Genomic DNA, 22,178 nt, shown 5'->3' with positions numbered 1-22,178 from the left:
AATCAAGGAGGTCAAGCATACGATGGCGAACAAACGGATTGATACGCGGTCGCGGGCCGCTTTTGAGGAAGCGAAGCAGTACATCCCCGGCGGGGTGAACAGCCCGGTGCGGGCTTACAAGGGCGTGGGGCTCACTCCCGTCTTTGTGGAACGAGGGGAAGGAAGCCGCATCTATGATATCGATGGCAACACCTTCATCGACTACATCTGTTCCTGGGGGCCGCTGATCATGGGCCACGCTCATCCCGAGGTCGTTGCTGCGCTGCAAAAGACGGCCGCCAACGGCACGAGCTTCGGGGCGCCCACCGAGTTGGAGACTGCCATGGCCAAGCTGGTCGCGGAGCGAGTCCCTTCGGTGGACATCGTCCGCATGGTGAACAGCGGCACCGAGGCGACGATGAGCGCGATTCGGCTCGCCCGCGGGTATACGGGACGGAATAAGATTTTGAAGTTCGAGGGCAGCTATCACGGCCACGGCGACTCGCTGCTCATCAAGGCGGGCTCCGGCGTGGCTACGCTCGGCCTGCCGGACAGTCCCGGCGTACCGGAGGGCATCGCTGCGAATACCATTGCGGTGCCGTACAATGACCTGGAAGCAGTCAAGCTGGTGTTCGAGAAGTATGGCGAAGAACTCGCGGCCGTCATTGTGGAGCCAATTGCCGGCAACATGGGGGTCGTGCCTCCGCTTCCCGGCTTCCTGGAAGGGCTGCGTGATCTGACCACCCGCTACGGCGCCCTGCTTATCTTCGACGAGGTGATGACCGGCTTCCGCGTTCATCGGAGCTGCGCCCAGGGCCTCTTCGGCATCACGCCGGATATCACCACCTTCGGGAAAGTGATTGGCGGAGGCTTGCCGGTCGGTGCTTATGGCGGACGCCGTGATATCCTGGAGCATATGGCTCCAGCCGGACCAATCTATCAAGCCGGCACCTTGTCAGGCAACCCGCTCGCCATGGCGGCGGGCTTTGCGACGCTGAGCCTGCTTACGCCGGCGGTATACGAGCGGCTGGAGCAAGCCTCGGCCCGACTGGAAGCCGGTCTGCGCAAGAATGCGGCGGAGGCGGGGGTTCCGCTCACCGTGAACCGCGTCGGTTCGATGGTCTGCCCGTTCTACACGGAAGGCCCGGTGACCGATTACGAGACGGCCAAGGCCTCGGATCGAAGCCGCTTCGTCGCCGTCTTCAGTGAGCTGCTCGACCGGGGCGTCAGCATTGCCCCTTCTCCTTTTGAGGGCATGTTCGTTTCAGCAGCGCATACGGACGAGGATATCGACACAACCCTTCAGGCTCATCGAGAAGCGCTCGCCGCGCTGTAAAACGTCTCTCTTCAAAAAGGATGAACTGCGATGAATAAATACAACTTGTTTGGGCTGCCGCTCGGCCTGCTGCTCCTCATGGCCTTCTTTGGAACGGCTCTATTGGCCATCACCTTTCGCAAGGAGAAGCGTTCATGAGCGGGTATGGAAGGCGCATGGGAGAATGGCTGGAGCTGTCGTCTCTCTTGCCCTCGGAATCCGAGATTGGCTCCTGGCTCATGGCTGAATATGGATTTACCCCGCTCGAACTGAAGCCGTTTGCCTCCTCCGACAGCCTTCGGGTCAAAGGTGGACGGGTGCACCTGCGGCTGTTTCCGGACGAAGCCCCGCAATTTGAGCCGGAATGGGATCTGCCGGAGCCTGCTATCCTGTTTGAGGACGATTTCTGCCTGGTCGTGAACAAGCCTGCCGGTATGGCCGTTCATCCTCCGGAGAGCGGAGCTCCCGGCTCGTTGGCGGGCGCAATTTCGGCTTACTTTGCTTCGACCGGTCAGCTGTGCCGCGTCCGACACATTCACCGGCTGGACGCCGATACGACCGGTCCGGTGCTGTATGCCAAAAATTCCTTCGCCCAGCGGCGGCTTGACGAGGAGATGCGCGTGAAGGCGATCGAGCGGCTCTACCTCGCTCTGGTTCAAGGGAGCCCGCGCAAGGCGCAAGGGACGATCGACGCCCCGATCGGCCGCGACCGGCATCGATCCGGCTTTAGGCGGGTAAGCCCGAGCGGGGAGAGGGCCGTCACCCATTACGAGGTGGTCGAAGCATTGCCGGAGGCGGCGCTCGTCAAGCTCCAGCTGGAGACCGGCCGCACGCATCAGATCCGCGTTCACCTCGCCTCCATCGGCCACCCGCTTTTGGGCGACCGCTCTTACGGAGGCAAGCCCGTCGCGATGAATCGTCAGGCGCTGCACGGATCGGAGCTCGTGTTCCGTCACCCTTTTACCCGGGAGGAGATTCGGGTTCACGCTCCCCTGCCCGACGAATTTACAGCGCTCCTGGCGGAACTGCGCGTTCGCCGCTCCTGAAAAAGTAGGCATGGTCCCTGTCCGTCATCCATATAATGGGTAGGGAAAGAATAGCTTGCTTCGGGAGGGAGGAGGAACGGATGACGGAACCAGGTTCCGGACTGCGTTTCGATATCTATGAAAGGGTACATTTGCCGGAAGGGCTCGACGGCATCGAGGAATTGGAGGAAGCCGAGCTCGTTCCTCATATCCAGGTAGTCGAAGAAGAGGACTACGCGGTGATCAAAGGGAGCCTTTGGCTCGGCGGCACCTATCGAGGCGACAGCGGTGCGGCTGGACAAACCCTGGAGCATTTGATTCCGGTGGAAATCACCATGCCTCAAAATCGCATCACCCGGTTGGAGGACATACGGGTTGAAATCGATCAATTCGATGTGGACCTGCTTTCCAACCGCAGCTTGAACGTGACCGGAGTGCTGTCTCTCCACGGGCTGGAGATGCTTCCTTTCCAAGCAAGCAGCGCCGAGCTTCAAGAGGAAGAGACGGTGTTTGCCTACCAGATCCCGGAGCCGGAATGGATCACGGCCGGTTATCGCTCGGAAGAAGCACCCGTGGCAGAAGCGCCGGAAGAAGAGGAAGAACCGGAAGAAGAGGAAGCAGCGGGAGAAGCCGAGGAGAACGAGGCGGCGGAGAACGAAGCGGTCGGCTCGGAAGAGGCGGAAGAGGCCGAGGCCAACGAAAGCCTGCTGGGGGTCAGCCTCGACCCGGATCAAGCGGAATGGGACGAAATGGAGAATGCGGACTTTTCGCTGCTTGAGGCTCCAGTCGCTCCACCTGAACCGAAGAAAGCTCCGGTGGTGACCTTTCCCTCCAAGAACGCTGGGGTGCCTTCCTGGAATGACGGGGATGCCGATTCCGACGAGGAGGCCCTGGGCCGCCAGGAAGTGAAGGTCGCCATCTCCCCGAAGAGTGAGCTGGCGCACCTCCATTCGCTCGTACGCCCATCTGCTTCCCAAGAGGATCCCTCTCTCCTGCAGGAGAATGCTCCGAAAGCGAAGGATTCGGTCGAGTGGAAGAAGCTGTTCATTCGCGAGCCGGAGGCAGGCACCTTCAAGAAGGTCCGCATGTGCATTGTTCAGAAGGAGGAGACGCTTGAGTCGATCGCAGAGCGCTACCGCAAGAGCGCGCGCGAGCTTGCCCTCTACAACCAGTTGGGCAGTCAGCCCGTGGATGAGGGGCAGGTCTTGCTCATCCCGTCTTGACGTGGGGAACCGATCCCACCTGCGATTCAGGCCGACGCAACTGCCCGCACTTGCTGGCAACTGCGCCGGCCTTGTCCTTTTTTGGAACGTAATTTACCGTCGGCAGGCTGGCTCCCCGTCAATAAACATCGAATAGAAACCCGAGATAGGCAAGAAAAAAGGCGAACAGGAGCAGCACATCAAAGGGATTGGGGAACAGCAGCGTTCGGACAAACTGGATGCAGATGAGCGGAAACAGAGCCGCTTGCAGCGTATATCGAATCTTCCACCACCATCTTCGCATATAGGACCTCGCTTTCCCGTCAGCCGACCGCTCGTCCGGCTGTACGCAACATTGACTCTCTTTTCAAATATGTATATGATAAAGAGGCCAGATAGACCTGATTATCAAATCTGCGTGGAACGGGAAGAGTAAGCGGAACAATTGCCCTTCAGAGAGCGAATCGGCAGGAGCTGAGAGGTTCGCAGGGCGAGGCTGCTGAAGGTCGCCCGGGAGCAGCGGAGAAGAGTGCCCGAACACGGGCAGCCTGACCGCCGGCCGCAACCGTTATCTGCATGAAAGTGCCGCTGTTCGCGAAGGCGAAGGCGGAATGAAGGTGGTACCACGGAGAGCAGAAGCGCTTCGTCCTTTTGAGGATGAGTGCTTTTTTTATTTTTCTTTTACCTTTACCTGAGGAGGCAGTCGCCCATGACCGACCAACCGCAAACGTCAGCCGCCGGGATCATCCCGGACGAGATGCCCACCACGTACGACCCGAAGCAAGCCGAACAAAAATGGTATGACATCTGGGTGAAGAACGGCTATTTCGAAGCCGGAAAAAAACCGGAGGCCAAGCCCTACACCATCGTCATCCCCCCGCCTAACGTAACGGGGATGCTGCACATCGGGCACGCACTCGACCTGACGCTGCAGGACATTCTGATTCGCACGAAGCGGATGCAGGGCTATGACGCCCTGTGGCTTCCGGGCATGGACCATGCCGGGATTGCGACCCAAGCCAAGGTGGAGCAAAAGCTCCGTGCGGAAGGCGTCTCCCGCTATGACCTCGGGCGTGAAAAGTTCCTGGAGGAAGTTTGGAGCTGGAAGGACAAATATGCGGAACGCATCCGCGAGCAATGGGCGAAGGTTGGAGCCTCCCTCGACTACTCCCGCGAGCGGTTCACCCTCGATGCCGGACTGTCCGCCGCCGTCCGCGACGTGTTCGTCCGGTTGTACGAGAAGGGGCTTATCTACCGCGGCAAATACATCATCAACTGGGACCCTGCTGCCCGCACGGCGCTCTCGGACATCGAAGTGGAATACAAGGAAGTGCAGGGTGCGCTCTATCATCTGCAATATCCACTCAAGGACGGAAGCGGCTATTTGACCGTAGCCACGACCCGTCCGGAGACGATGCTCGGGGATACGGCGGTTGCCGTTCACCCCGAAGACGAACGCTACCAGCACCTGATTGGCAAGACGCTCGTGCTGCCGGTCATCGGCCGCGAGATTCCAATCATCGGCGACGAATACGTGGAGAAGGAATTCGGCAGCGGGGCGGTCAAGATCACCCCGGCCCATGACCCGAACGACTTCGAAGTGGGCCGCCGCCACAACCTGGAGCAGATCCTCGTCATGGACGAATCGGCAGTGATGAACGAGAACGCCGGCAAGTACCAAGGGCTCGACCGCTTTGCTTGTCGCAAGCAGCTCGTGGAGGATCTGAAGGAAGCAGGCGTCCTCGTCAAGATTGAGGAGCACCTGCATCAAGTTGGACATAGCGAACGGTCAGGTGCCGTCGTGGAGCCTTATCTGTCGACCCAATGGTTCGTCAAGATGAAGCCGCTCGCCGAGGCGTCGATTGCAGCTCAGAATGATGGACGGGGACCGGTGTTCTATCCCGACCGCTTCGAGCGGACGTTCCTGCAATGGATGGAGAACATCCGCGACTGGTGCATTTCCCGCCAGCTGTGGTGGGGCCATCGCGTCCCTGCTTGGTACTGTGAAGACTGCGGCGAACTGATCGTCAGCCGGGAGGATGCCACAGCCTGTCCGAAATGCGGCAGCCACAAGCTGAGGCAGGATGAGGATGTTCTGGACACGTGGTTCAGCTCCGCTCTCTGGCCGTTCTCCACGCTCGGCTGGCCGGTGCAGACGGCAGACCTGGCCCGGTACTTCCCGACTCAGACGCTTGTGACTGGCTATGACATCATCCCGTTCTGGGTATCCCGGATGATCTTCAGCTCCCTGGAATTCACCGGACAGAAGCCGTTTGAGCATGCGCTCATCCACGGCCTTGTCCGCGATGCGGAAGGTCGCAAGATGTCCAAGTCGCTCGGCAACGGCGTCGATCCGCTGGAGGTCATCGAGCAATATGGGGCAGATGCGATGCGCTACATGCTTTCGACCGGTATTACGCCGGGGCAGGACATGCGCTTCCGGATGGAACGCGTCGAGCAAGCCCGCAATTTCGCCAACAAGATTTGGAATGCCTCGCGCTTCGTCCGCATGAACCTGGGCGACCTGAAGGCCGAAGAAGTCCGTCTCACGGGCAAGCTCGGCACGGCGGATCGTTGGATTCTTCATCGCCTGAACGAGACGGCGAAGGAAGTGACCCGCCTGCTCGACGCATACGAGTTCGGAGAAACCGGGCGCGTGCTCTATAACTTCATCTGGGATGATCTGTGCGATTGGTACATTGAGTTCAGCAAGCTTTCTCTCTATGGGGAAGACGAGGAAGCGAAGGCTGCAACCCGCTCTGTTCTCGCTTATGTCCTGGACCGTACCCTGCGCCTCCTGCACCCGTTCATGCCGTTCCTTACCGAAGAAATTTGGCAGCACCTGCCGCATGAAGGCGAGACCATTACCCTCGCTGCCTGGCCGGAGTATGATGCTTCCTTCGAAGCAGAGGAAGCGGTGCGCGAGATGGAGCTGCTCATGGGCATTATCCGCTCGGTTCGTAACATCCGCGCGGAAGTGAACGTTCCGATGAGCAAGAAGATCGATTTGCTCATTCGTCCAGCAGACGCGGCGAACACGGCGATCCTTGAACGCAACGAGACGTACCTGCGCCGCTTCTGCGGAACGAACCAGTTCGAGATCGGCCTTGAGCTGACCGCGCCAGACAAGGCCATGAGTGCCGTGGTGACCGGCGCCGACCTGTTCCTGCCGCTCTCCGGGCTGATTGACATTGCCCAGGAGCTGGCCCGCCTGAACAAGGAGCTTGCCACACTGCAAGGAGAAGTCGATCGCATCGAGAAGAAGCTCGCCAATGAAGGCTTTGTCGCCAAGGCCCCGGCCAAGGTTATCGAAGAAGAAAAGGCAAAGCTGGCCGATTATGCGGAAAAGCGTGGGAAAGTCGCTGCACGGCTTCAAGAGCTGCAAGCATAAAGAAGCTTCCCCGGCAGCAGGGCTGCCGAGGAGGGCGAGAGGAGCGCATTTTCCGCTCCTCTCTCATGAAAAAACGGACCGAACTTCGGGAAAGCTTCATATATATGAAGAAGGATGCGACAGATCATGACCGGATCAAGATGGGAAGCGCCGGACAAGGCCGAGGCTGATCGGGCTGGAGCTGGAATTTCCGACGACAAAGAGCAGTTCGCAACCTATGAAGAGGCCGTGGGCTGGATCAATGCCCAGGTTCCGCTTCTTGGCATTCGTCAAGGACTCGAACGCATGGAACGGTTGATGGAGCTTTTGGATCATCCCGAGCGCCGTCTATCGTTTCTTCATGTCGCCGGGACCAACGGCAAAGGCTCGACCTGCGCCTTTTTGACGGAAGCGCTTCTTGCGAGTGGCTATCAGGTGGGGACGTTTACTTCTCCCTACATTGTCAAATTTACAAATCGTCTGCAATTCAACGGGCGGGATATCTCCGAGGAGGATCTGCTTGCCATTGCCAATCAACTGAAGCCGTTGGCTGAAGAGATGGCGAAGACAGAGCTGGGGCCCCCTACCATGTTTGAGCTGGTGACCACGCTTGCACTCGTTTATTTCGCCCGCGTCGTTCAGCCGGATTTTGTCGTGTGGGAGGCAGGGCTCGGGGGGCGGAGGGATTGCACGAACATCGTCATTCCAGTTCTCTCCATCATTACGAATATCGGCCACGATCACATGGACATCATCGGGGATACGATCGAAGCGATTGCCGAAGAGAAAGCTGGGATCGTCAAGCCGGGCGTTCCCCTCATCAGTGCGGTGGAGCAGCCGGAGGCTTTGCATGTGATCGAGCGAGTCTGCCGGGAGAAGGAGTCCACTCTATACCTGCTGAGGCGCGATTATCAGGCTGTGCCAGAGGAGAATGCGGCCGGTCGACAGCGCATGACGTTCCGTGGTCCTTTTCGTTCTCATGAGGGGGTTCCGGTCTCTCTTAACGGGCCTCATCAGTTCAAGAACGCGGCGGTGGCGCTGATGGCGCTTGAAGTGCTTCATCGCGATCATGCGGTGAGATGTGAGGAAGAGGCGCTTCGGAAGGCGTTTGGTCACACCCGTTGGCCCGGACGACTGGAACTGGTGCGCGAAGACCCTCGGCTCGTGCTGGATGGAGCTCACAATCCGGAAGGCGGCGAGGCGCTGGCAGCCGCCCTGCGTCAGTCTTACGCCTATCGGAAGCTGAACCTGGTGATCGGAATGATTTCCACCAAGGATCATGAAGGGTTTCTGCGCCATGTCCTTCCGCTTGCCGATACCGTTATCTTCACCCAGCCCGATTATCATAAGAAGCTGGGGGCAAGTGAATTGGCAGACCGGGCTGAGAGGCTGGCCCGGGAGCTGGACCTGCCGCTCGTAATCGAGGTGCAGCCCGAGTGGAAGCGGGCGCTGGATCGCTTGCTGGACCGTACAGGCGAAGAGGACCTCGCCGTCGTGACGGGAACGTTATATCTTATTTCGGATGTACGCAGTTGGGTGCTGGATCGGTCCGAATCAGAAAAGGGTTGGTGAACTCACTTGAATCAATTGGAGCATGTTCATTTCATCGGAATCGGCGGGTACGGGATGAGCGCCATCGCGAAGGTGATGCTCGAGATGGGCTACGAGGTGTCCGGTTCGGATCTGGTCCAGCAGGAGCTGACGGAGAAGCTGGCCGCAAAAGGCGCTCGCGTGTACATCGGCCATGAAGCCGATCATGTCAAAGGAGCCGACCTGGTCGTGTACTCGACGGCGCTCACGAAAGACAATGTAGAGATGCGAGAAGCAGAGGCGCAGCATATTCCGGTCCTTCATCGCTCACAGATGCTTGCTCGCCTGATGAACGAGCGCAAAGGGGTAGCGGTGGCCGGCGCGCATGGCAAGACGACAACCTCCTCGATGATGGCGCTCGTGTTGGAGGCTACCGGACAGGACCCGACCTATATCATTGGCGGAGAGGTCATGAACCTCGGAAGCAACGCCAAGGCAGGCAAGGGCGATTACGTCGTGGCGGAAGCCGATGAGAGCGACGGTTCGTTCCTGCACTACCATCCGTACCTCGCCGTTGTTCTGAACATAGAAGCGGATCATCTGGAGCACTACGACGGCAAGTTTGAGAATTTGAAACAAGCCTATCACAAGTTCGTGAGTCAGGTGCGGGAGGACGGCAAGGCGGTTGTCTGCTCGGACGATCCCTATGTGCGGGAGATGCTTCCTGAGCTTGCGGGTAAGGCAATCACGTACGGCATCGAGAACGAAGCGGATTACACGGCGCACGAGCTTCAGCTCGGCGATCGTAAGAGCTCGTTCGAGGTCAATCATAAAGGCCAATCCCTCGGAACGATCGTGCTGTCGGTTCCGGGCAAACATAACGTCTACAACGCGCTTGCCACTCTTATCGTCAGCTTGGAAGCCGGGCTGACTTTTGATCAGGTGGCGGCGGCCATCATCGATTTCCGCGGAGCCAAAAGGCGCTTCCAGGTGCTGGGCGATACCGACGGAATCCTCGTTATCGATGATTACGCTCACCACCCGACGGAGATTCAAGCGACGATCTCGGCTGCCAAAGCGACAGGCAAACGAATCGTGGCCGTCTTCCAGCCGCAGAGATACACGCGAACGTACTTCCTCTTCGAGCAATTCAGCCGCGCGTTCCCGGAGGCAGATGAGGTGATCATCACCGACATCTTCAGCCCGGCCGGGGAGAAGCAGATCGAGGGCATCACCTCGGCGAAGCTGGTGGAACTGATTCGCCAGAACAGCAACGCGAATGTTCGGCACATTCCGACGAAGGAAGGCGTGCTCGATCACCTCAAGGAGCACGTGGAGAGCGGAGATTTGGTGCTCACCATGGGGGCCGGCGACATTTGGAAGGCAGCAGACGGACTCGCTTGCTGGCTTCGAAACAAACCGGTGTAACCAGAGGGTTTCTTAAGGAATATACGTTCAAGTTACATGACTACCTTCATGAAATAGGAGAGAGCTTTTTCGCTGCTCGGTGAGTGTTATTCACTTGCCTTGGCGAAAAAGCTCTTTTTTGGTTGTTCGGCAGAACACAGGGCAGTTGGAGTGATGACAGCATTCATTCAATCTTACATAAGGATATGATAGGATAAAGAAACAATAAATAGAAAGGAACTCATGTCCATGTCATTGAAATTCAGCTGCTGGCGAGTGGCTGTCACTCTGCTGGTCCTTGTCTTTGCCTTATCCTCCTGTTCCTCTCCTCCGGGAGAAGGGAAACCGATCGATGAGCTTCATCCTGTTTTCTATAGAAATTCAGTCATGTGGGCGCTCGATGTGCACAGCACCCTTCTTCGTTCCTCAGACAATGGCCGACACTTCATGCGCGTGATGCCAAGAGCGTTGGAGGATAAGCCGATTCTAACCTCTTTCGTTCGCAATGAGAAGGAAGCCTGGTTAATCGATCTCTCCGGGGATATGTACCAAACCTCAAATGGCGGAGCAAAGTGGATGAAACGAACAAGCCTCTCATTTGGCGATGAGCTCAATCCCTCTATAAACTTGTTTTTCCTTGATCACTTCAATGGCTGGATGGTAAGAGACGAAACCCTCTATCGAACCTGGAACGGCGGGAAGAAGTGGGCGCAAGTAAACACAAACGAGACCATGAGATTTGTCCGAGACCTTCAATTTGGAAATGAGGAAAAGGGATGGTTGTCTAAAGAGGAGGGGATCTTTCAAACCGAGGATGGCGGCGAGACATGGGAGAAGCTGAAAGCGGCTGATCCAGGGAGTGTTATGGAGAAAGCCATTTTTTATGATGAGCATGCCGGGACTCTCCAGAAGCAAAGGCTTGGAGGTGGCCAATCTCTCGATATAACAAGCGATGGAGGAAGAACATGGCGCCCCCTCCCTTCCTTGTCGTCAGACCCCTCCGAAGAGATTGCTGCGATAGGTCGTTTCTTCCTTGTAGGATCGGATTCTGAATTTGTGATGGGCTACTCCTACGGTGATACAATAAGTGAAGTGTACTTTACCCGTGATCAAGGACAAAAATGGGTCCCTCTCGATAGCAAGCTATTTGCTAATACTTATGATTTTTCGATAAACGACGAATTCCTTGTAATCTTGAGTAAGGGCGAATCAGGAATGTTGATGCGCTCTTATCCATTGGATGACGAGAATGCAAAATGGATCAAATACCGTCCGGTGCTTGTGGAACGCTGAAAGCCTCCTAAAGCACTACGAAGAAGCAGCCGAATCATAACCGTTTTGGATGAAGGAAGGGCGAAAGCCCGTCCGATTCATCCAAAACGGTTTTTTTATGTTTTACTCTACCAGTGGAAGGCCCTCCAACCGAAACAAACCAAAACGAAAGAATTCCAATCATCGTTGGGTAGTAGCGGACCCGGTGTCTCCCTTACTATAAAACCAAGAGGGGGATGCGTATGTGGGCAAAAGTATACAAGTTTCGGTGGCAGTACCTCATGATCTTACCGGGTGTCGTCCTTCTCCTGCTCTTCAACTACATTCCAATGGCAGGCATTCAAGTGGCATTCCGGGATTTTCAAATTGGTTCTTCCATTTGGGATAGCCCGTGGGTGGGCATGGACAACTTCGCGTTTTTGCAGGAGCCGCATTTTTGGACCATCGTGCAGAACACGCTGTACATTTCCGTTCTCAAATTCTTGTTCGGGTTCCCCGCGCCGATTCTCCTGGCGCTGATGATTAATGAAGTCTCGCATGCCGGCTTTAAACGATTTGTGCAGTCGGTGAGCTACCTGCCTCACTTTTTCTCGTGGATCGTGGTGGTCTACATCCTGCAATCCTTCCTGACCTTGGACGGCGGATTGGTCAATCAATTGGTGACGAAGGCAGGCGGTGAACCGATCTTCTTCATGGGGTCCACGGAATGGTTCCGGCCCCTAGTCGTCTCCAGCAGCTTGTGGAAGGAGACCGGGTGGAACACCATCCTTTATCTGGCGGCGATTACGACGATTGACCCGCAGCTGTACGAAGCGGCGAAGGTGGAGGGAGCGGGCAAGCTGGCGCAAATTCGCCACATTACCTTGCCCGGGATTATGCCGACCATCTCCATCGTACTCATCCTGAGTATTCCCAGCCTCATCACCGTGGGGATGGATCAAATTTATCCGCTGATGAACTCGGCCAACCAGGAGGTAGCCGATGTTCTCGACACCTATGTGCTCCGAAGCGGCCTTCAACAAGGGTACTTCGGCATGGCGACTGCGGTGGGCTTGCTCTCGTCGATCATTAGCCTGGTTTTGGTCGTGACGACGAATGCCTTGTCCCGAAAAATCAACGGCGAGGGATTGTGGTGACATGCGATGAAACAGACCGTTCTGGAGAAAACCTCAAACTGGCTTTTGATCTTGCTGCTGTCGCTTCTGTGCCTTTCGGTTTTGTATCCGTTTGCTTACATGCTGGCCATCTCGCTCAATGAGGGGGCGGATGCGGCAAAAGGCGGGGTCTACTTGTGGCCCCGGGCGTTCACGCTCATCAATTATGAGATCGTGTTGGGGAATTCCGTCATCCGGCACGCGTACTTGATCACAATTGCCCGGACCATTGTCGGTACCATCGGCGGCCTGCTGGTGACCTTGCTCGTGGCCTACGGCCTCTCGTACAAAGGGCTTCCGTTCCGCGGCGGCATCCTGACTTATATTTTGATCACCATGCTGTTCAACGGCGGGCTTGTCCCCTTTTACATTCAGCTAAACAACCTGGGACTGCTCAACACCTTCTGGGTCTTCATCTTCCCCGGCCTGTTCTCTGTCTGGAACATGTTCGTCATGCTGAAGTTCATGCAGGGGATTCCGGAAGCGCTTATCGAGTCGGCCGAGCTGGATGGAGCCGGACCTGTGCGAGTGCTGTGGCAGATCGTCGTTCCGCTTTCAAAGCCGATGCTGGCCGCTCTTGGTTTGTTTACGGCGGTCGGGCACTGGAATGACTGGTTTGCGGGTGCGTTCTATGTAAGCCGGCAGTCGCTCATTCCGGTGCAGACCTTCCTGCAGCAGCTGCTAACTGCGCAAGACATCTCCGTGGTGCTGGGCTCGAACACCAACCAGGAAGCCTTGGCGCGAGGCTCCCAGATGCAGAACATCACCCTCATGTCGATCAAGATGGCGGTGGTCATGGTCAGTGCGCTGCCGATCCTGTGTGTCTATCCGTTCCTGCAAAAGTATTTCGTAAAAGGCGTGCTGGTCGGTTCGGTTAAGGGGTAAGAGGAAACCTGACGGGTATAAGGCAACACCCATATACCAAATTCGAAAAAGAACAGGGGAGTTGTTCCATGAGTTCGAAAGGGATCAAGCGGGGAGCGGCGGCAACGCTAGCGATCGCCCTCGCCGTGATGTCCGGCTGCTCGAGCGGCAAATCGGACAACGGCAATGCGGCAAATCCGGGAGGCAGCGGATCCACATCGTTTAACCTTTGGCTGGGATGGTCTGCCACGATCAACAACGACAGCCTGGTTCAAAAGTATTGGAAAGAAAAAGAGCCGGGCGTGGCCGTCCAGCTCGAAGCGACGCAGGGCGATGCCATCACGGCGCTGAACCTGAGGCTGAATACGGACGGCTTCAAGGATGCGGCGGTCTTTTCCCGGAGCGAAACGGTCAAGAACGCCATGAACCGCTCGAAGAAGATCCTATCGCTGGAGCAATACTTTGATATGCCGGACAAATACCCGGGCCTCGCGGCAATTCCTAAGCAATACTTGGAGCGGATGAAGGACAAGGACGGCCATATCTGGTCCATCCCGACCTGGTTTGATCAAAACCCGAACGACCCGTGGCCGGGTTGGGCTTCCCTTGCCTGGACGGTTCGGACCGATGTCGTCGAGAAGGCCGGCATGAAGGTGGATGACCTGGCCACGCTCGAAGGCGTGGAGACCTTCCTTCGCAAGGCGGCGGAGCAAAAGGACGCAGCCGGCAACTCGCTTTTGCCCATGTCGTTCCTGATGGACACGAATGATACGGCCGGCTGGAATGACGAGAACGCCATTCTGACCGCGTTCGGGGTCTCCACCAGCGGCACCGGCGTTGACAAGAAGGGCGACGATTTCGTCTTCACCTTCGACGATCCCCAATACAAAGCGGCTTACCAGTGGATGAGCAAGATGTACCGCGAGAAGCTGGTCGATCCCGAAGTCGTGACCGACAAGAAGGAACGCTACAAAGAAAAGAACAAATCCGGACGGGTGGCCCTGAACGTCGGCAGCTTCTTCAACATCGATGCCTCCCTATGGGAAACGCTGGATGGGCCGACCGAACCGGGCTGGTATTACCAGGTCATTCCTTACCCGAAGGTTGCCGGAGTGGAGAAGGTGGGCATCAATCAGGTGGTAAACCCTTACCCCGGGCACGATGTCTACATCAGCAAGAACACGAAAAACCTGGACGCGATCCTGAAATTCTTCGACTACACGCTCCAGGCGAAGCCGGAAATGCAGCAGGTCATTAACGAAGGCCCAGCCGGCCTGTACTGGGATTGGATCGATCAGCCTCTTGGAAAATGGAAGTACATCGATGATAATTACAAGCAAGCCCGAAATTCGGGAGACCAGGCCCAGAAGGCCAAGGTAACGCCGGAGCTGTACATGATCTCTTCCTACAGCAACAAGTGGTACCCTTGGTGGAATGTCGGGGATGTTGAGAAGAAAGGTGCTTTGAAGACGGCCTCCTTCACCGAAGAAGTAGGCAAGATGGGTGCCGTCCGGCAAGCGCACTCCTACGACCTGGTGGTCGCGAAGCAAGGAGGCGTTTGGGAGAAATACGCGCCTGAGCTTGAGAACATCCGCAAGGAGTATCGAGCCAAGCTGATCATGGCCAAGGACGACGCCCAATTCGAAGAAAACTGGAACGCGTTCCGGGATGCACTGGAGAAGCGCGCCCATTGGAGCGAAATGAAGGCAGAATGGATGGAAACCTATCAGGCGGACATTCAAGCCAACGGAGAATTTTAACCATACAGCAGGAGCAGCCCCATTCGGGTTGCTCTGTTTGCCTTTTGATTGCAGCGGGGGCGACATCGGGACGGGAGAGCGATCATGAAGCTGAAGCAGCGCATCGAGAAAACCATTTTGCGGGTTACCCGTTCCATGAGCCTTCGGAAAAAAATCGTCTTATTCTACAGCTTGATCGTGTTTGTTCCGACGGTTTTGTTGGCTGTCGGCGCAGGGTACCAGGCGCTTAAATATGTTCGCGAGAATTACCTAATCACGGCAAAGGAAGCAGTTCGCCAGAGCGCCCAGAGCATTGATTTTCGCAAGCAGAGCTACGATCTTCTCGCCAATCGAACTGCGACCGACGGGGAGCTCATCTCGCGCTTATCTCGGGATTATTCCAGTATGTACGAGCAATTGGAGACGGTGGAGTACGTGGACCGGTCCTATCTGTTTACGCAGAAGTATCTGCCGGGCATCGAGGATTTTCGCATCTATCATGCAAACGCCACGCTCGTGCAAGACGGCGGTCTGCTGTGGAAGCCGGAAAACCGGGTCTTGTCCGGTGTGAGCGAGAGGGAATGGTTTGATTCGAGCATTGGGGCGAAGCAAGCCTTGAGCTGGGCCAATGCCGGGAACGACAAAGCCAAGCTCGTCGTGACCCGCACGATTCTCGACCCCTATGGAGATGCCTTCGGTGTCGTCTACCTGCTGCTGGATTATCATGCGGTGTTTGCCGAGTCCTTCGAGCATCCCTTTAACGGGGCTGGGGAATTGTACATCGTGGATTCGGGAGACCGGATTATCGCCTCCTCGGTTCAGGATCAGATTGGCGGGCGGATCGAGGGCTCCCCGCTGCAATCGTATTGGGACAAAGATACAGCGGAGCCCACCCCCGTAAACGGAAAGCTACTCCTCAAGCGGACGCTTTCCTCAGGTTGGACGGTTGCGGCTTTGATGGACATCAACCGGATGGAGCAGCAATCAAAATGGGTGTTTGTGTCCATCGCCGCCGGTGTTGCCTTCTTTCTGCTCGTCTCCATCTTTTTGATTCTGACGGTGCTGAAGAACGTGGTATGGCGAATCCGCAAGCTTGGGGTGCGCATGACGGATCTTTCGCAAGGGGACTTTGACGTGACGGTTCGAAACCGGGATCAGGATGAGCTCGGCGAGCTGGAAGTCCTGTTCAACTCCATGTCCCGGCAGCTGGGAAAGCTTGTGGAGGAGAACATGCAGACGCATCTCAAGGAGAAGGAGCAATCCTTCCGGGCTCTGCAGGCGCAGATCAATCCGCACTTCATCTATAACTCGCTTAGTCTGGTGCGCTGGCGCGCGATGGATCTACAGGACGAGACCCAGATTCGGACCATCGACGCGCTGACGACCTTTTACCGGATCGCGTTGAACAACCGGATGAGCGTGGTGACGATCCGCGACGAATTGGAGCATTTAAAGGCTTATGTGGAGATCCAGCAGCTGCGCTACCCAGGGAGGGTTGACATCCAGTGGGAGGTGGACCCGGAGGTGCTGGACCTCTACACCATCAAGCTGCTGCTCCAGCCCATCGTGGAGAACAGCTACCTGCATGGGACGATCACCAGGAGGAGTGGAGCCGTCATCCGGATTTCGATCGGCCGAGTCGAAGAGGCGGTTCATTTTGAGATTTGGGACAATGGGAAAGGAATCCCGGAAGAGCGTCTTACGCAAATCCAAGCGGGAAGATACACCGGAACGAAAAACGGATTCGGTATGAACAACATTCGGGAAAGGCTGCGGCTTTACTTTGGGTCAGGCGGACGGCTCACGATTGACAGCGAGGAGAACGGCTGGACCTCCGTCACGATCCAGATTCCCGTATGCCGCGAATGCCCCGAGATTCGAATGGGGGAAGACCTATGATACGCGTATTGCTCGTTGACGATGAACCCCAACAGCTCGACGGCCTGGTTCGTCATATCTCATGGAATGCACTGGGATACGAGGTTCCGATCACTGCGGAATCCGCTGAGGAAGCACTTGCGATTCTTGCACGTGAGCCCATTGATGTGCTGATCACGGACGTCTCGATGCCGGAGCTATCCGGCATCGAGCTTCTGTCCATATGCAAACGGGAGATGCCGCAGCTGCAGTCCCTCCAGACCTTGATCATCAGCGGGTACGATGAGTTTGAATTCGTGCAGGAAGCGATCCATCTCGGCGCCAAGGGCTATGTGCTGAAGCCGATCAAGACCGGGGAGCTGGAAGAAAAGCTGAGGACCATTGGGGAGTCCATCCAGAAGCGGGCCCAAATCGAGCGAGAAACCCATGCTTTGAAGGAAAAGCTGAATGGAAGCCTGGACGTGCTGCAGGAGCGATTCGTGAATGATCTCATTGAAGGACGGGCTTATAACGAGGAGCTGCTGGCTTCCTGGAGTCGGTTGCTGGATTTGCCGCAGGAGCCCTGGAGAATCAGCTTGTTTCTGTTTGACTTTGACCGTTTTTATCCCGCGGAAGGGCACGATGCCCGCCAACGCATTCTGCTGGGAGAGGGCTTGATTCAATCGGTGCGGGTCAGCTACTCGGAATACGGCGGGGTGTTTATCGGCAAGACGGGAGCGGACGAAGCCGCTGTCATTCTGCTGAATGATTCTCCACGCGAGCGGGCTAAGATGGAGAAGCAGTTTCCCTTCCTTCAAGAAGTGATGAGGAAAACCTATGGATACTCCGTGACGATCGGGGTGAGCCGGGAATGCCGTTCGGGCGAGGAAGTGCCGCTGCTGTACAAAGAGATCAAGCACATGATGGCCAAAGCCCGGCTTGCCGGGGATGAACAGATTCTGTACTTCGACCGAATCGAGGAAACGGAATTCCGAGACCACCAACTGCGGGATGAGTATATTCCGGAGATTGTGAAGCTTATGGAAGAAGGAGAACACCGTCAGGCCGAGGCTTATTTCAATCATGCGTTTAATGCCCTCCTGACCCAGGAAGGAATCGCCTTTTCCTACGTCCAAGCCTTCGCAATGGCCCTTGTCAGTGAATGGGCGCGAAAGATTCGGCGCCATCGGACGGTGGCGGGCGAACGGAACGTTTCCATGTGGCAGAGGGTCATTGCCTGTACGGATGCGGAGGAGGTTCGAGGAGTGGTCCTGGAGTACTTCTCTACCTATACTCAAGTCGAGCAGGGAGAGCAGGCCGTGCAGCAGCATCATCTCATTCACAACGTTGCCCGCTATATTCAAGAGCATGTTCAGGACAATGTCACCGTGAAGCAGCTAGCAGGACAGTTCCACCTGAATGCCAGCTATTTGAGCGTCCTGTTCAAAAAGGAGATGGGTGTCACGATCTCGGATTTCGTGCAGGAAACCCGGATTGGCAAAGCCAAGGAACTGCTTCGCGACCCCAACATCAAGGTGTATGAGGTGGCGGAACAGGTGGGGTTTCAAACGGCTGCTTATTTTACGTATTTGTTTAAGAAGGTGACGGGCAGCACTCCTCAAGAATTTCGAGATTATCGCTACGAGGAATAATCTAGCATAAAGGAACAGCTTGTTTCATAGGATAGGTCTATATGAGACAAGGGAGCGAGTAGGATGAACAAGGCGAGACTCACCTATCGTTTTGATCGGGATGGCACGAGAACGAATGCGAGCGAGCCGGTTTCGCCCAAAGAGCCGTGGGCCCGCAAAGAGAGCGAAGAGCCGGATTGGACAGATACGATCATTCACTTTCCCTATGGAGAGGAGCCGCTCCCTCGCAGCGGTGCGGAGCGGGCAAGGGAGGAGCATACGGAGGCCATTCGACGCCGGGAACGGGAAGCTGCACTGCGAGAGTCGGAATGGGACACGTGGGAATGGTCCGACAAGCGCAAGGAAGCCCCTCGCCCACACACAGATGCGTATACCGAGCAGAGGAACTCGAGGGATCGGATGGAAGACGATCCTTGGGGGACCTGGAGCGAGACGCGGACAGAGCCCTCTTATCGGAAGGAGCGTCCCCTTCCCCGAGAGCATTCGGACCCGATTCCAGAGGAAACACAGCGAATCGAGCACCTGATTCGCGAATCCGAACGGCAGACCCGACGGGAGTCCGAACGGCTCTCGTCCTCGGACGATTGGCGCAGCGAGCGCTCCCGACCGGACTCCAAGCGCTGGAGAGACGAGTGGGAGGAGCAAGTGGTTGACGATCCCCCTCGCCGAAATCGAGTGGAGCGCTATGACTGGGATGAGGAGCGAAGGGACATACGAGGCCCGGAGATTGACGATTCGCTCCTCTATGCAGAGGGAGGACGTGTCCGTCGCCGCAACCTCAGCTGGATGAAGGCAGCGGGTTCGCTGCTGGGCGCTCTCGTCCTGGGTGGAATGCTCGGTTACTACATCCTGACTCTCGTTGGGGGACCGGGACCTGACCCGGCCGATCCTGCATCCGATAATGGTGCGGCTGTTGTCCAAAACGACTCGACCGTACCGGGAGGGACGAAAACAGAGAATGGTGGAGGCTTAGGAGATGTCACTGCCGCCACGGCAGCCGTAGCCATTCCGGAACGCTCCTTCTACCTTTTGCAGAACGGAAAATTCACGACCGCTGCTGCCGCTGCCGCAGCAGCGAAAGCGTTGAACGGCGCAGGGTTCGCCGCCGCGACCGAATCAGGCGATTCCTATTACGTCTATGCGGGGGTAGCCGGGGATCGCGAGAGCGCTCGTATTTTGGAGAACAAGCTGAAAGCCGGTCAATTTGAGGTATACGCCAAGCCCTACACGCTGCCCGCTGTCAGCCAGGTGCAGTGGGGGGGAGATCCGCTTTCGCTTCAGTCCTATTTGGAGGAAACGAATCGCCTGAATCAGATGATGTCCGCCCTCACCCTGGTTCATCTGGATGAAGAATCCGCTACCCCGCTTGATTCGGAATCTCTGGCCTCGATCAAGAAGGCTCATCAGGCCTGGGCGGAGCAGGCAGAGGCCGTCCAGCAAGAGGCCCCCGAGAGCGCAAAGCTACTGCTGCAAAAGATGGATAACGCCGTCAATACGGCCGAGAAGTCGCTCGAAGCGTATACGAAGGCTCCGTCGCCCTCTCTTCTAAACCAGGTTCAATCGGATCTCATGCAGGGGCTGCTCGCGGAGAAGCAGCTGCTGACCGCGATTGCGGGAAGCTGAATCCCCAATACCAAACGCCCTTCATTCCGTGTCTTACCGGAACGAAGGGCGTTTTTGCGTGTTCAAGGAGATTGCTTGCGCAGAGCGCGGAAGGACTCGTTGTCAGATTTTGCTTTCCTCCGTATAATAGACGAGAACTGTTGCACCTTATCCTTAGAGAATCGGGTGGCGGATCCATGAAGAAGAACAATTTGACCTTAGCGATTGCGTTGATCATCGGCTTGATGACCGGTCTGATCTTGACAGAGCTGCTGGCTCCGGTGAAAGGGATCGGTTTTTTGACCAATGCGGCGGAGATCAACTGGCACCCGAAGGCGAACTTCCAAGTGCTGACGTATGACATCAATTTGACCATTCGGCTCAATCTACTGTGCATTGCCTCGATGGTAGGAGCCTTCTTCCTCTATCGGAAGCTGTAAAGGAGAGACCCTCATGATAGCGAACCGCACCTTGTACCTGGCGTCCTCTTCCCCTCGGCGGCAGGAGCTGGTCCGCATGCTCGGCATTCCTTACGAGGTGTGCGTGAGCGAGGCGGATGAATCCACGGAGCCGGGATTATCACCGGCCTCGATGGTGGCCTCCCTTGCCATGCGCAAGGCACTGACCGTTGTCCAGCATCGCGCTCCTGGTCCAGGCGTCGTGCTCGGCGCCGATACCCTTGTCGTGATCGATGGACAAGCGCTGGGCAAGCCTCGCGATGCGGAGGATGCACGGCATATGCTGAACCGCCTCCAGGGCCGTACCCATGAAGTCTACAGCGGCGTTGCCCTGACGGATACCCGCGTCACAAGCCAGCCGGATGACATGGAGCGAAGGCTTCTCGCGGTTTATGCGAACTCCGATTCCGTTTCGGATGGTGAACCAGATCTCACATCGGATGGATGGAGCGGTCCGTTCTCGTTAGGAGAGATGGCCTGTTATCGCTCACAGGTCTCCGAATCGAACGGGGATCCCTTGATTCTGTCGGGCTATTCGGTCAGCCGGGTCACGTTCCGGCCGATGAAGGAAAGCGAGATCGAAGCCTATGTGGCATCAGGAGAGCCCATGGACAAAGCCGGAAGCTACGCCGTTCAAGGATTAGGCTCGGTGTTTATCGAGAAGATCGAAGGCGACTTTTATGGTATCATGGGGCTTCCCTTGAACCTGTTGTATCCGATGCTTCTTCCCTTCGGCATCTGCCCGTTTCCGGTAGAGTCCCGCTCGCCGCAGAATGGATCAAGCCTGTCCGAAGACGGACGATAAATGCACGCAACCGCAGGAGACCCTGCGGTTGCGTTTTTCATTCGAATCCAAGAATGGCCGCATCTACAGATCCCCTTCCCGCAAGGGGCGGGAAAATCGACCGACGATCGCGGTCGATTCCACCATGTTGATGAACGCGTTCGGGTCGATGGAAAGCACACACCGCTTCAAGGCAGCCACCTCGTAACGGGTGGTGACGGTCATGAACATGGTGTTGTTCTCTCGGCTGAATCCGCCTTTTGTCTCCACGCAGGTGATGCCGTGAGGCAGCTTGCGCAGCCCGGTCAGCATCTCTTCGGCCTTTTGGGTAATGATGAAGCAAGTCATCTTGATATGGCGGACATGAACGAGGTCGACGAATTTCCCCTTCACATAGGTGGAGAGCATCGAGAACAAGGCAAGGTCCCAATTCTTATAGAAGCCGAGCAGGAGGATCACCGCTCCGTTCAGCAGGAGAAGGAGGGTGCCCATCGGCACGTCCTTGCGCCGGGTGATGACCGAGCCGATAATATCGAAGCCTCCGGTAGAGCCGCCCGCACGCAGGGAAAATCCGATGCCGGCCGCCGTGATGATTCCGCCGAAAACGGCGCCAAGCAGAGGATCTCGCGTCAGCGGGTAGGTAGGCAGGAGCTCCATGAACCAGGCGGTGGACACCACCGAGATCAGGCTGAGCACGATGTACCGACGGCCGACGGCTCTCCAGCCCCAGATCACGAGGGGAAGGTTAAGGATAAAGTACAAGCCGGATATCTTCCAGCCGGTCAGGTAACCGACGATGGAAGCGACACCGGCCACTCCCCCTGACAGGAGCTGGTGGGGGATGAGAAACAGCTCCAGCCCGGCCGCCAGAATAAGGGCTGACAGCAGAACGATGAGGACTTCCCGGATGAAGACCACGCGGTCCTGCCTTTCGGTCATGGGCAACGCTTCCTTTTTCTGTTTCGGGT

The 22,178-nt window shown here is 56.7% G+C and carries 17 protein-coding genes and 1 other annotated feature; of the genes, 15 read left to right on the top strand and 2 right to left on the bottom strand.

What is annotated here, in order from left to right; all coding sequences use genetic code 11:
* The first annotated feature begins 22 nt into the window (after positions 1-22).
* The 3 genes from hemL to AAFN83_RS17225 all read left to right on the top strand — a co-directional run bounded on the left by hemL (position 23) and on the right by AAFN83_RS17225 (position 3,542).
* Positions 23-1,315: a glutamate-1-semialdehyde 2,1-aminomutase gene (gene hemL / locus AAFN83_RS17235; RefSeq protein ID WP_347771578.1), complete on the top strand. Its 1,293-nt coding sequence runs from the start codon at positions 23-25 to the stop codon at positions 1,313-1,315.
* Positions 1,316-1,449: 134 nt separating this feature from the next.
* Complete coding sequence (locus AAFN83_RS17230) at positions 1,450-2,340, top strand: RluA family pseudouridine synthase (protein WP_347771576.1); 891 nt, start codon at positions 1,450-1,452, stop codon at positions 2,338-2,340.
* Between the two features lie 80 nt (positions 2,341-2,420).
* Positions 2,421-3,542: a LysM peptidoglycan-binding domain-containing protein gene (locus tag AAFN83_RS17225; protein WP_347771574.1), complete on the top strand. Its 1,122-nt coding sequence runs from the start codon at positions 2,421-2,423 to the stop codon at positions 3,540-3,542.
* A 118-nt stretch (positions 3,543-3,660) separates the two neighbouring features.
* Here AAFN83_RS17225 and AAFN83_RS17220 read toward each other — a convergent pair whose 3' ends face one another.
* Positions 3,661-3,825: a hypothetical protein gene (locus tag AAFN83_RS17220; protein ID WP_347771572.1), complete on the bottom strand. Its 165-nt coding sequence runs from the start codon at positions 3,823-3,825 to the stop codon at positions 3,661-3,663.
* Positions 3,826-3,931: 106 nt separating this feature from the next.
* Positions 3,932-4,175, top strand: a binding site (T-box leader).
* Positions 4,176-4,230: 55 nt separating this feature from the next.
* On the opposite strand from AAFN83_RS17220, the gene AAFN83_RS17215 reads away from it, so the two are divergent.
* From AAFN83_RS17215 to AAFN83_RS17160, 12 genes are all read left to right on the top strand, one after another.
* Positions 4,231-6,912: a valine--tRNA ligase gene (locus tag AAFN83_RS17215; RefSeq protein ID WP_347771570.1), complete on the top strand. Its 2,682-nt coding sequence runs from the start codon at positions 4,231-4,233 to the stop codon at positions 6,910-6,912.
* A 126-nt stretch (positions 6,913-7,038) separates the two neighbouring features.
* On the top strand, positions 7,039-8,463 hold the full coding sequence (locus AAFN83_RS17210; protein ID WP_347771568.1) for a bifunctional folylpolyglutamate synthase/dihydrofolate synthase: 1,425 nt from the start codon (positions 7,039-7,041) through the stop codon (positions 8,461-8,463).
* Positions 8,464-8,469: 6 nt separating this feature from the next.
* The gene (murC, locus tag AAFN83_RS17205) at positions 8,470-9,849 is read left to right on the top strand and encodes a UDP-N-acetylmuramate--L-alanine ligase (protein WP_347771566.1); all 1,380 of its coding nucleotides are present in this window, start codon (positions 8,470-8,472) and stop codon (positions 9,847-9,849) included.
* Positions 9,850-10,077: 228 nt separating this feature from the next.
* Complete coding sequence (locus AAFN83_RS17200) at positions 10,078-11,121, top strand: YCF48-related protein (RefSeq protein WP_347771564.1); 1,044 nt, start codon at positions 10,078-10,080, stop codon at positions 11,119-11,121.
* Positions 11,122-11,342: 221 nt separating this feature from the next.
* Entirely contained in the window at positions 11,343-12,236 is an 894-nt protein-coding gene (locus AAFN83_RS17195) for an ABC transporter permease (RefSeq protein WP_347771562.1), read from the top strand.
* 6 nt (positions 12,237-12,242) lie between these two features.
* Positions 12,243-13,139, top strand: a complete 897-nt coding sequence (locus AAFN83_RS17190; protein WP_347771560.1) for a carbohydrate ABC transporter permease — start codon at positions 12,243-12,245, stop codon at positions 13,137-13,139.
* A gap of 68 nt (positions 13,140-13,207) precedes the next feature.
* The gene (locus AAFN83_RS17185; RefSeq protein WP_347771558.1) at positions 13,208-14,878 is read left to right on the top strand and encodes a type 2 periplasmic-binding domain-containing protein; all 1,671 of its coding nucleotides are present in this window, start codon (positions 13,208-13,210) and stop codon (positions 14,876-14,878) included.
* 84 nt (positions 14,879-14,962) lie between these two features.
* Positions 14,963-16,756, top strand: coding sequence for a sensor histidine kinase (locus tag AAFN83_RS17180; RefSeq protein WP_347771555.1), 1,794 nt, complete (start codon positions 14,963-14,965; stop codon positions 16,754-16,756).
* A complete protein-coding gene (locus AAFN83_RS17175) occupies positions 16,753-18,366 on the top strand; it encodes a response regulator (protein ID WP_347771553.1) in 1,614 nt (537 codons plus the stop codon). Before AAFN83_RS17180 ends, AAFN83_RS17175 begins: the two co-directional genes overlap by 4 nt.
* 63 nt (positions 18,367-18,429) lie before the next feature.
* Positions 18,430-19,989, top strand: coding sequence for an SPOR domain-containing protein (locus AAFN83_RS17170; protein ID WP_347771551.1), 1,560 nt, complete (start codon positions 18,430-18,432; stop codon positions 19,987-19,989).
* A gap of 176 nt (positions 19,990-20,165) precedes the next feature.
* Entirely contained in the window at positions 20,166-20,408 is a 243-nt protein-coding gene (locus AAFN83_RS17165) for a DUF4321 domain-containing protein (protein ID WP_347771549.1), read from the top strand.
* A gap of 13 nt (positions 20,409-20,421) precedes the next feature.
* Positions 20,422-21,231 (top strand): Maf family protein, encoded by an 810-nt coding sequence (locus tag AAFN83_RS17160; protein ID WP_347771547.1) that lies wholly within the window; start codon positions 20,422-20,424, stop codon positions 21,229-21,231.
* Between the two features lie 63 nt (positions 21,232-21,294).
* On the opposite strand, the gene AAFN83_RS17155 is transcribed toward AAFN83_RS17160, so the two are convergent.
* A complete protein-coding gene (locus AAFN83_RS17155) occupies positions 21,295-22,149 on the bottom strand; it encodes a YitT family protein (protein WP_347771545.1) in 855 nt (284 codons plus the stop codon).
* Between the last annotated feature and the right edge of the window lie 29 nt (positions 22,150-22,178).

Source organism: Gorillibacterium sp. CAU 1737 (assembly GCF_039888655.1).
GTDB lineage: Bacteria > Bacillota > Bacilli > Paenibacillales > NBRC-103111 > Gorillibacterium.
Note: the sequence above shows the minus strand (reverse complement) of the source record. Positions and strands in the feature narration are given on the sequence as shown.

Coding starts and splice junctions, on each gene's coding strand:
- hemL (WP_347771578.1), top strand. CDS start 23: ATGGCGAACAAACGGATTGATACGCGGTCGCGGGCCGCTTTTGAGGAA.
- AAFN83_RS17230 (WP_347771576.1), top strand. CDS start 1,450: ATGAGCGGGTATGGAAGGCGCATGGGAGAATGGCTGGAGCTGTCGTCT.
- AAFN83_RS17225 (WP_347771574.1), top strand. CDS start 2,421: ATGACGGAACCAGGTTCCGGACTGCGTTTCGATATCTATGAAAGGGTA.
- AAFN83_RS17220 (WP_347771572.1), bottom strand. CDS start 3,825: ATGCGAAGATGGTGGTGGAAGATTCGATATACGCTGCAAGCGGCTCTG.
- AAFN83_RS17215 (WP_347771570.1), top strand. CDS start 4,231: ATGACCGACCAACCGCAAACGTCAGCCGCCGGGATCATCCCGGACGAG.
- AAFN83_RS17210 (WP_347771568.1), top strand. CDS start 7,039: ATGACCGGATCAAGATGGGAAGCGCCGGACAAGGCCGAGGCTGATCGG.
- AAFN83_RS17200 (WP_347771564.1), top strand. CDS start 10,078: ATGTCATTGAAATTCAGCTGCTGGCGAGTGGCTGTCACTCTGCTGGTC.
- AAFN83_RS17195 (WP_347771562.1), top strand. CDS start 11,343: ATGTGGGCAAAAGTATACAAGTTTCGGTGGCAGTACCTCATGATCTTA.
- AAFN83_RS17190 (WP_347771560.1), top strand. CDS start 12,243: ATGAAACAGACCGTTCTGGAGAAAACCTCAAACTGGCTTTTGATCTTG.
- AAFN83_RS17185 (WP_347771558.1), top strand. CDS start 13,208: ATGAGTTCGAAAGGGATCAAGCGGGGAGCGGCGGCAACGCTAGCGATC.
- AAFN83_RS17180 (WP_347771555.1), top strand. CDS start 14,963: ATGAAGCTGAAGCAGCGCATCGAGAAAACCATTTTGCGGGTTACCCGT.
- AAFN83_RS17175 (WP_347771553.1), top strand. CDS start 16,753: ATGATACGCGTATTGCTCGTTGACGATGAACCCCAACAGCTCGACGGC.
- AAFN83_RS17170 (WP_347771551.1), top strand. CDS start 18,430: ATGAACAAGGCGAGACTCACCTATCGTTTTGATCGGGATGGCACGAGA.
- AAFN83_RS17165 (WP_347771549.1), top strand. CDS start 20,166: ATGAAGAAGAACAATTTGACCTTAGCGATTGCGTTGATCATCGGCTTG.
- AAFN83_RS17160 (WP_347771547.1), top strand. CDS start 20,422: ATGATAGCGAACCGCACCTTGTACCTGGCGTCCTCTTCCCCTCGGCGG.
- AAFN83_RS17155 (WP_347771545.1), bottom strand. CDS start 22,149: ATGACCGAAAGGCAGGACCGCGTGGTCTTCATCCGGGAAGTCCTCATC.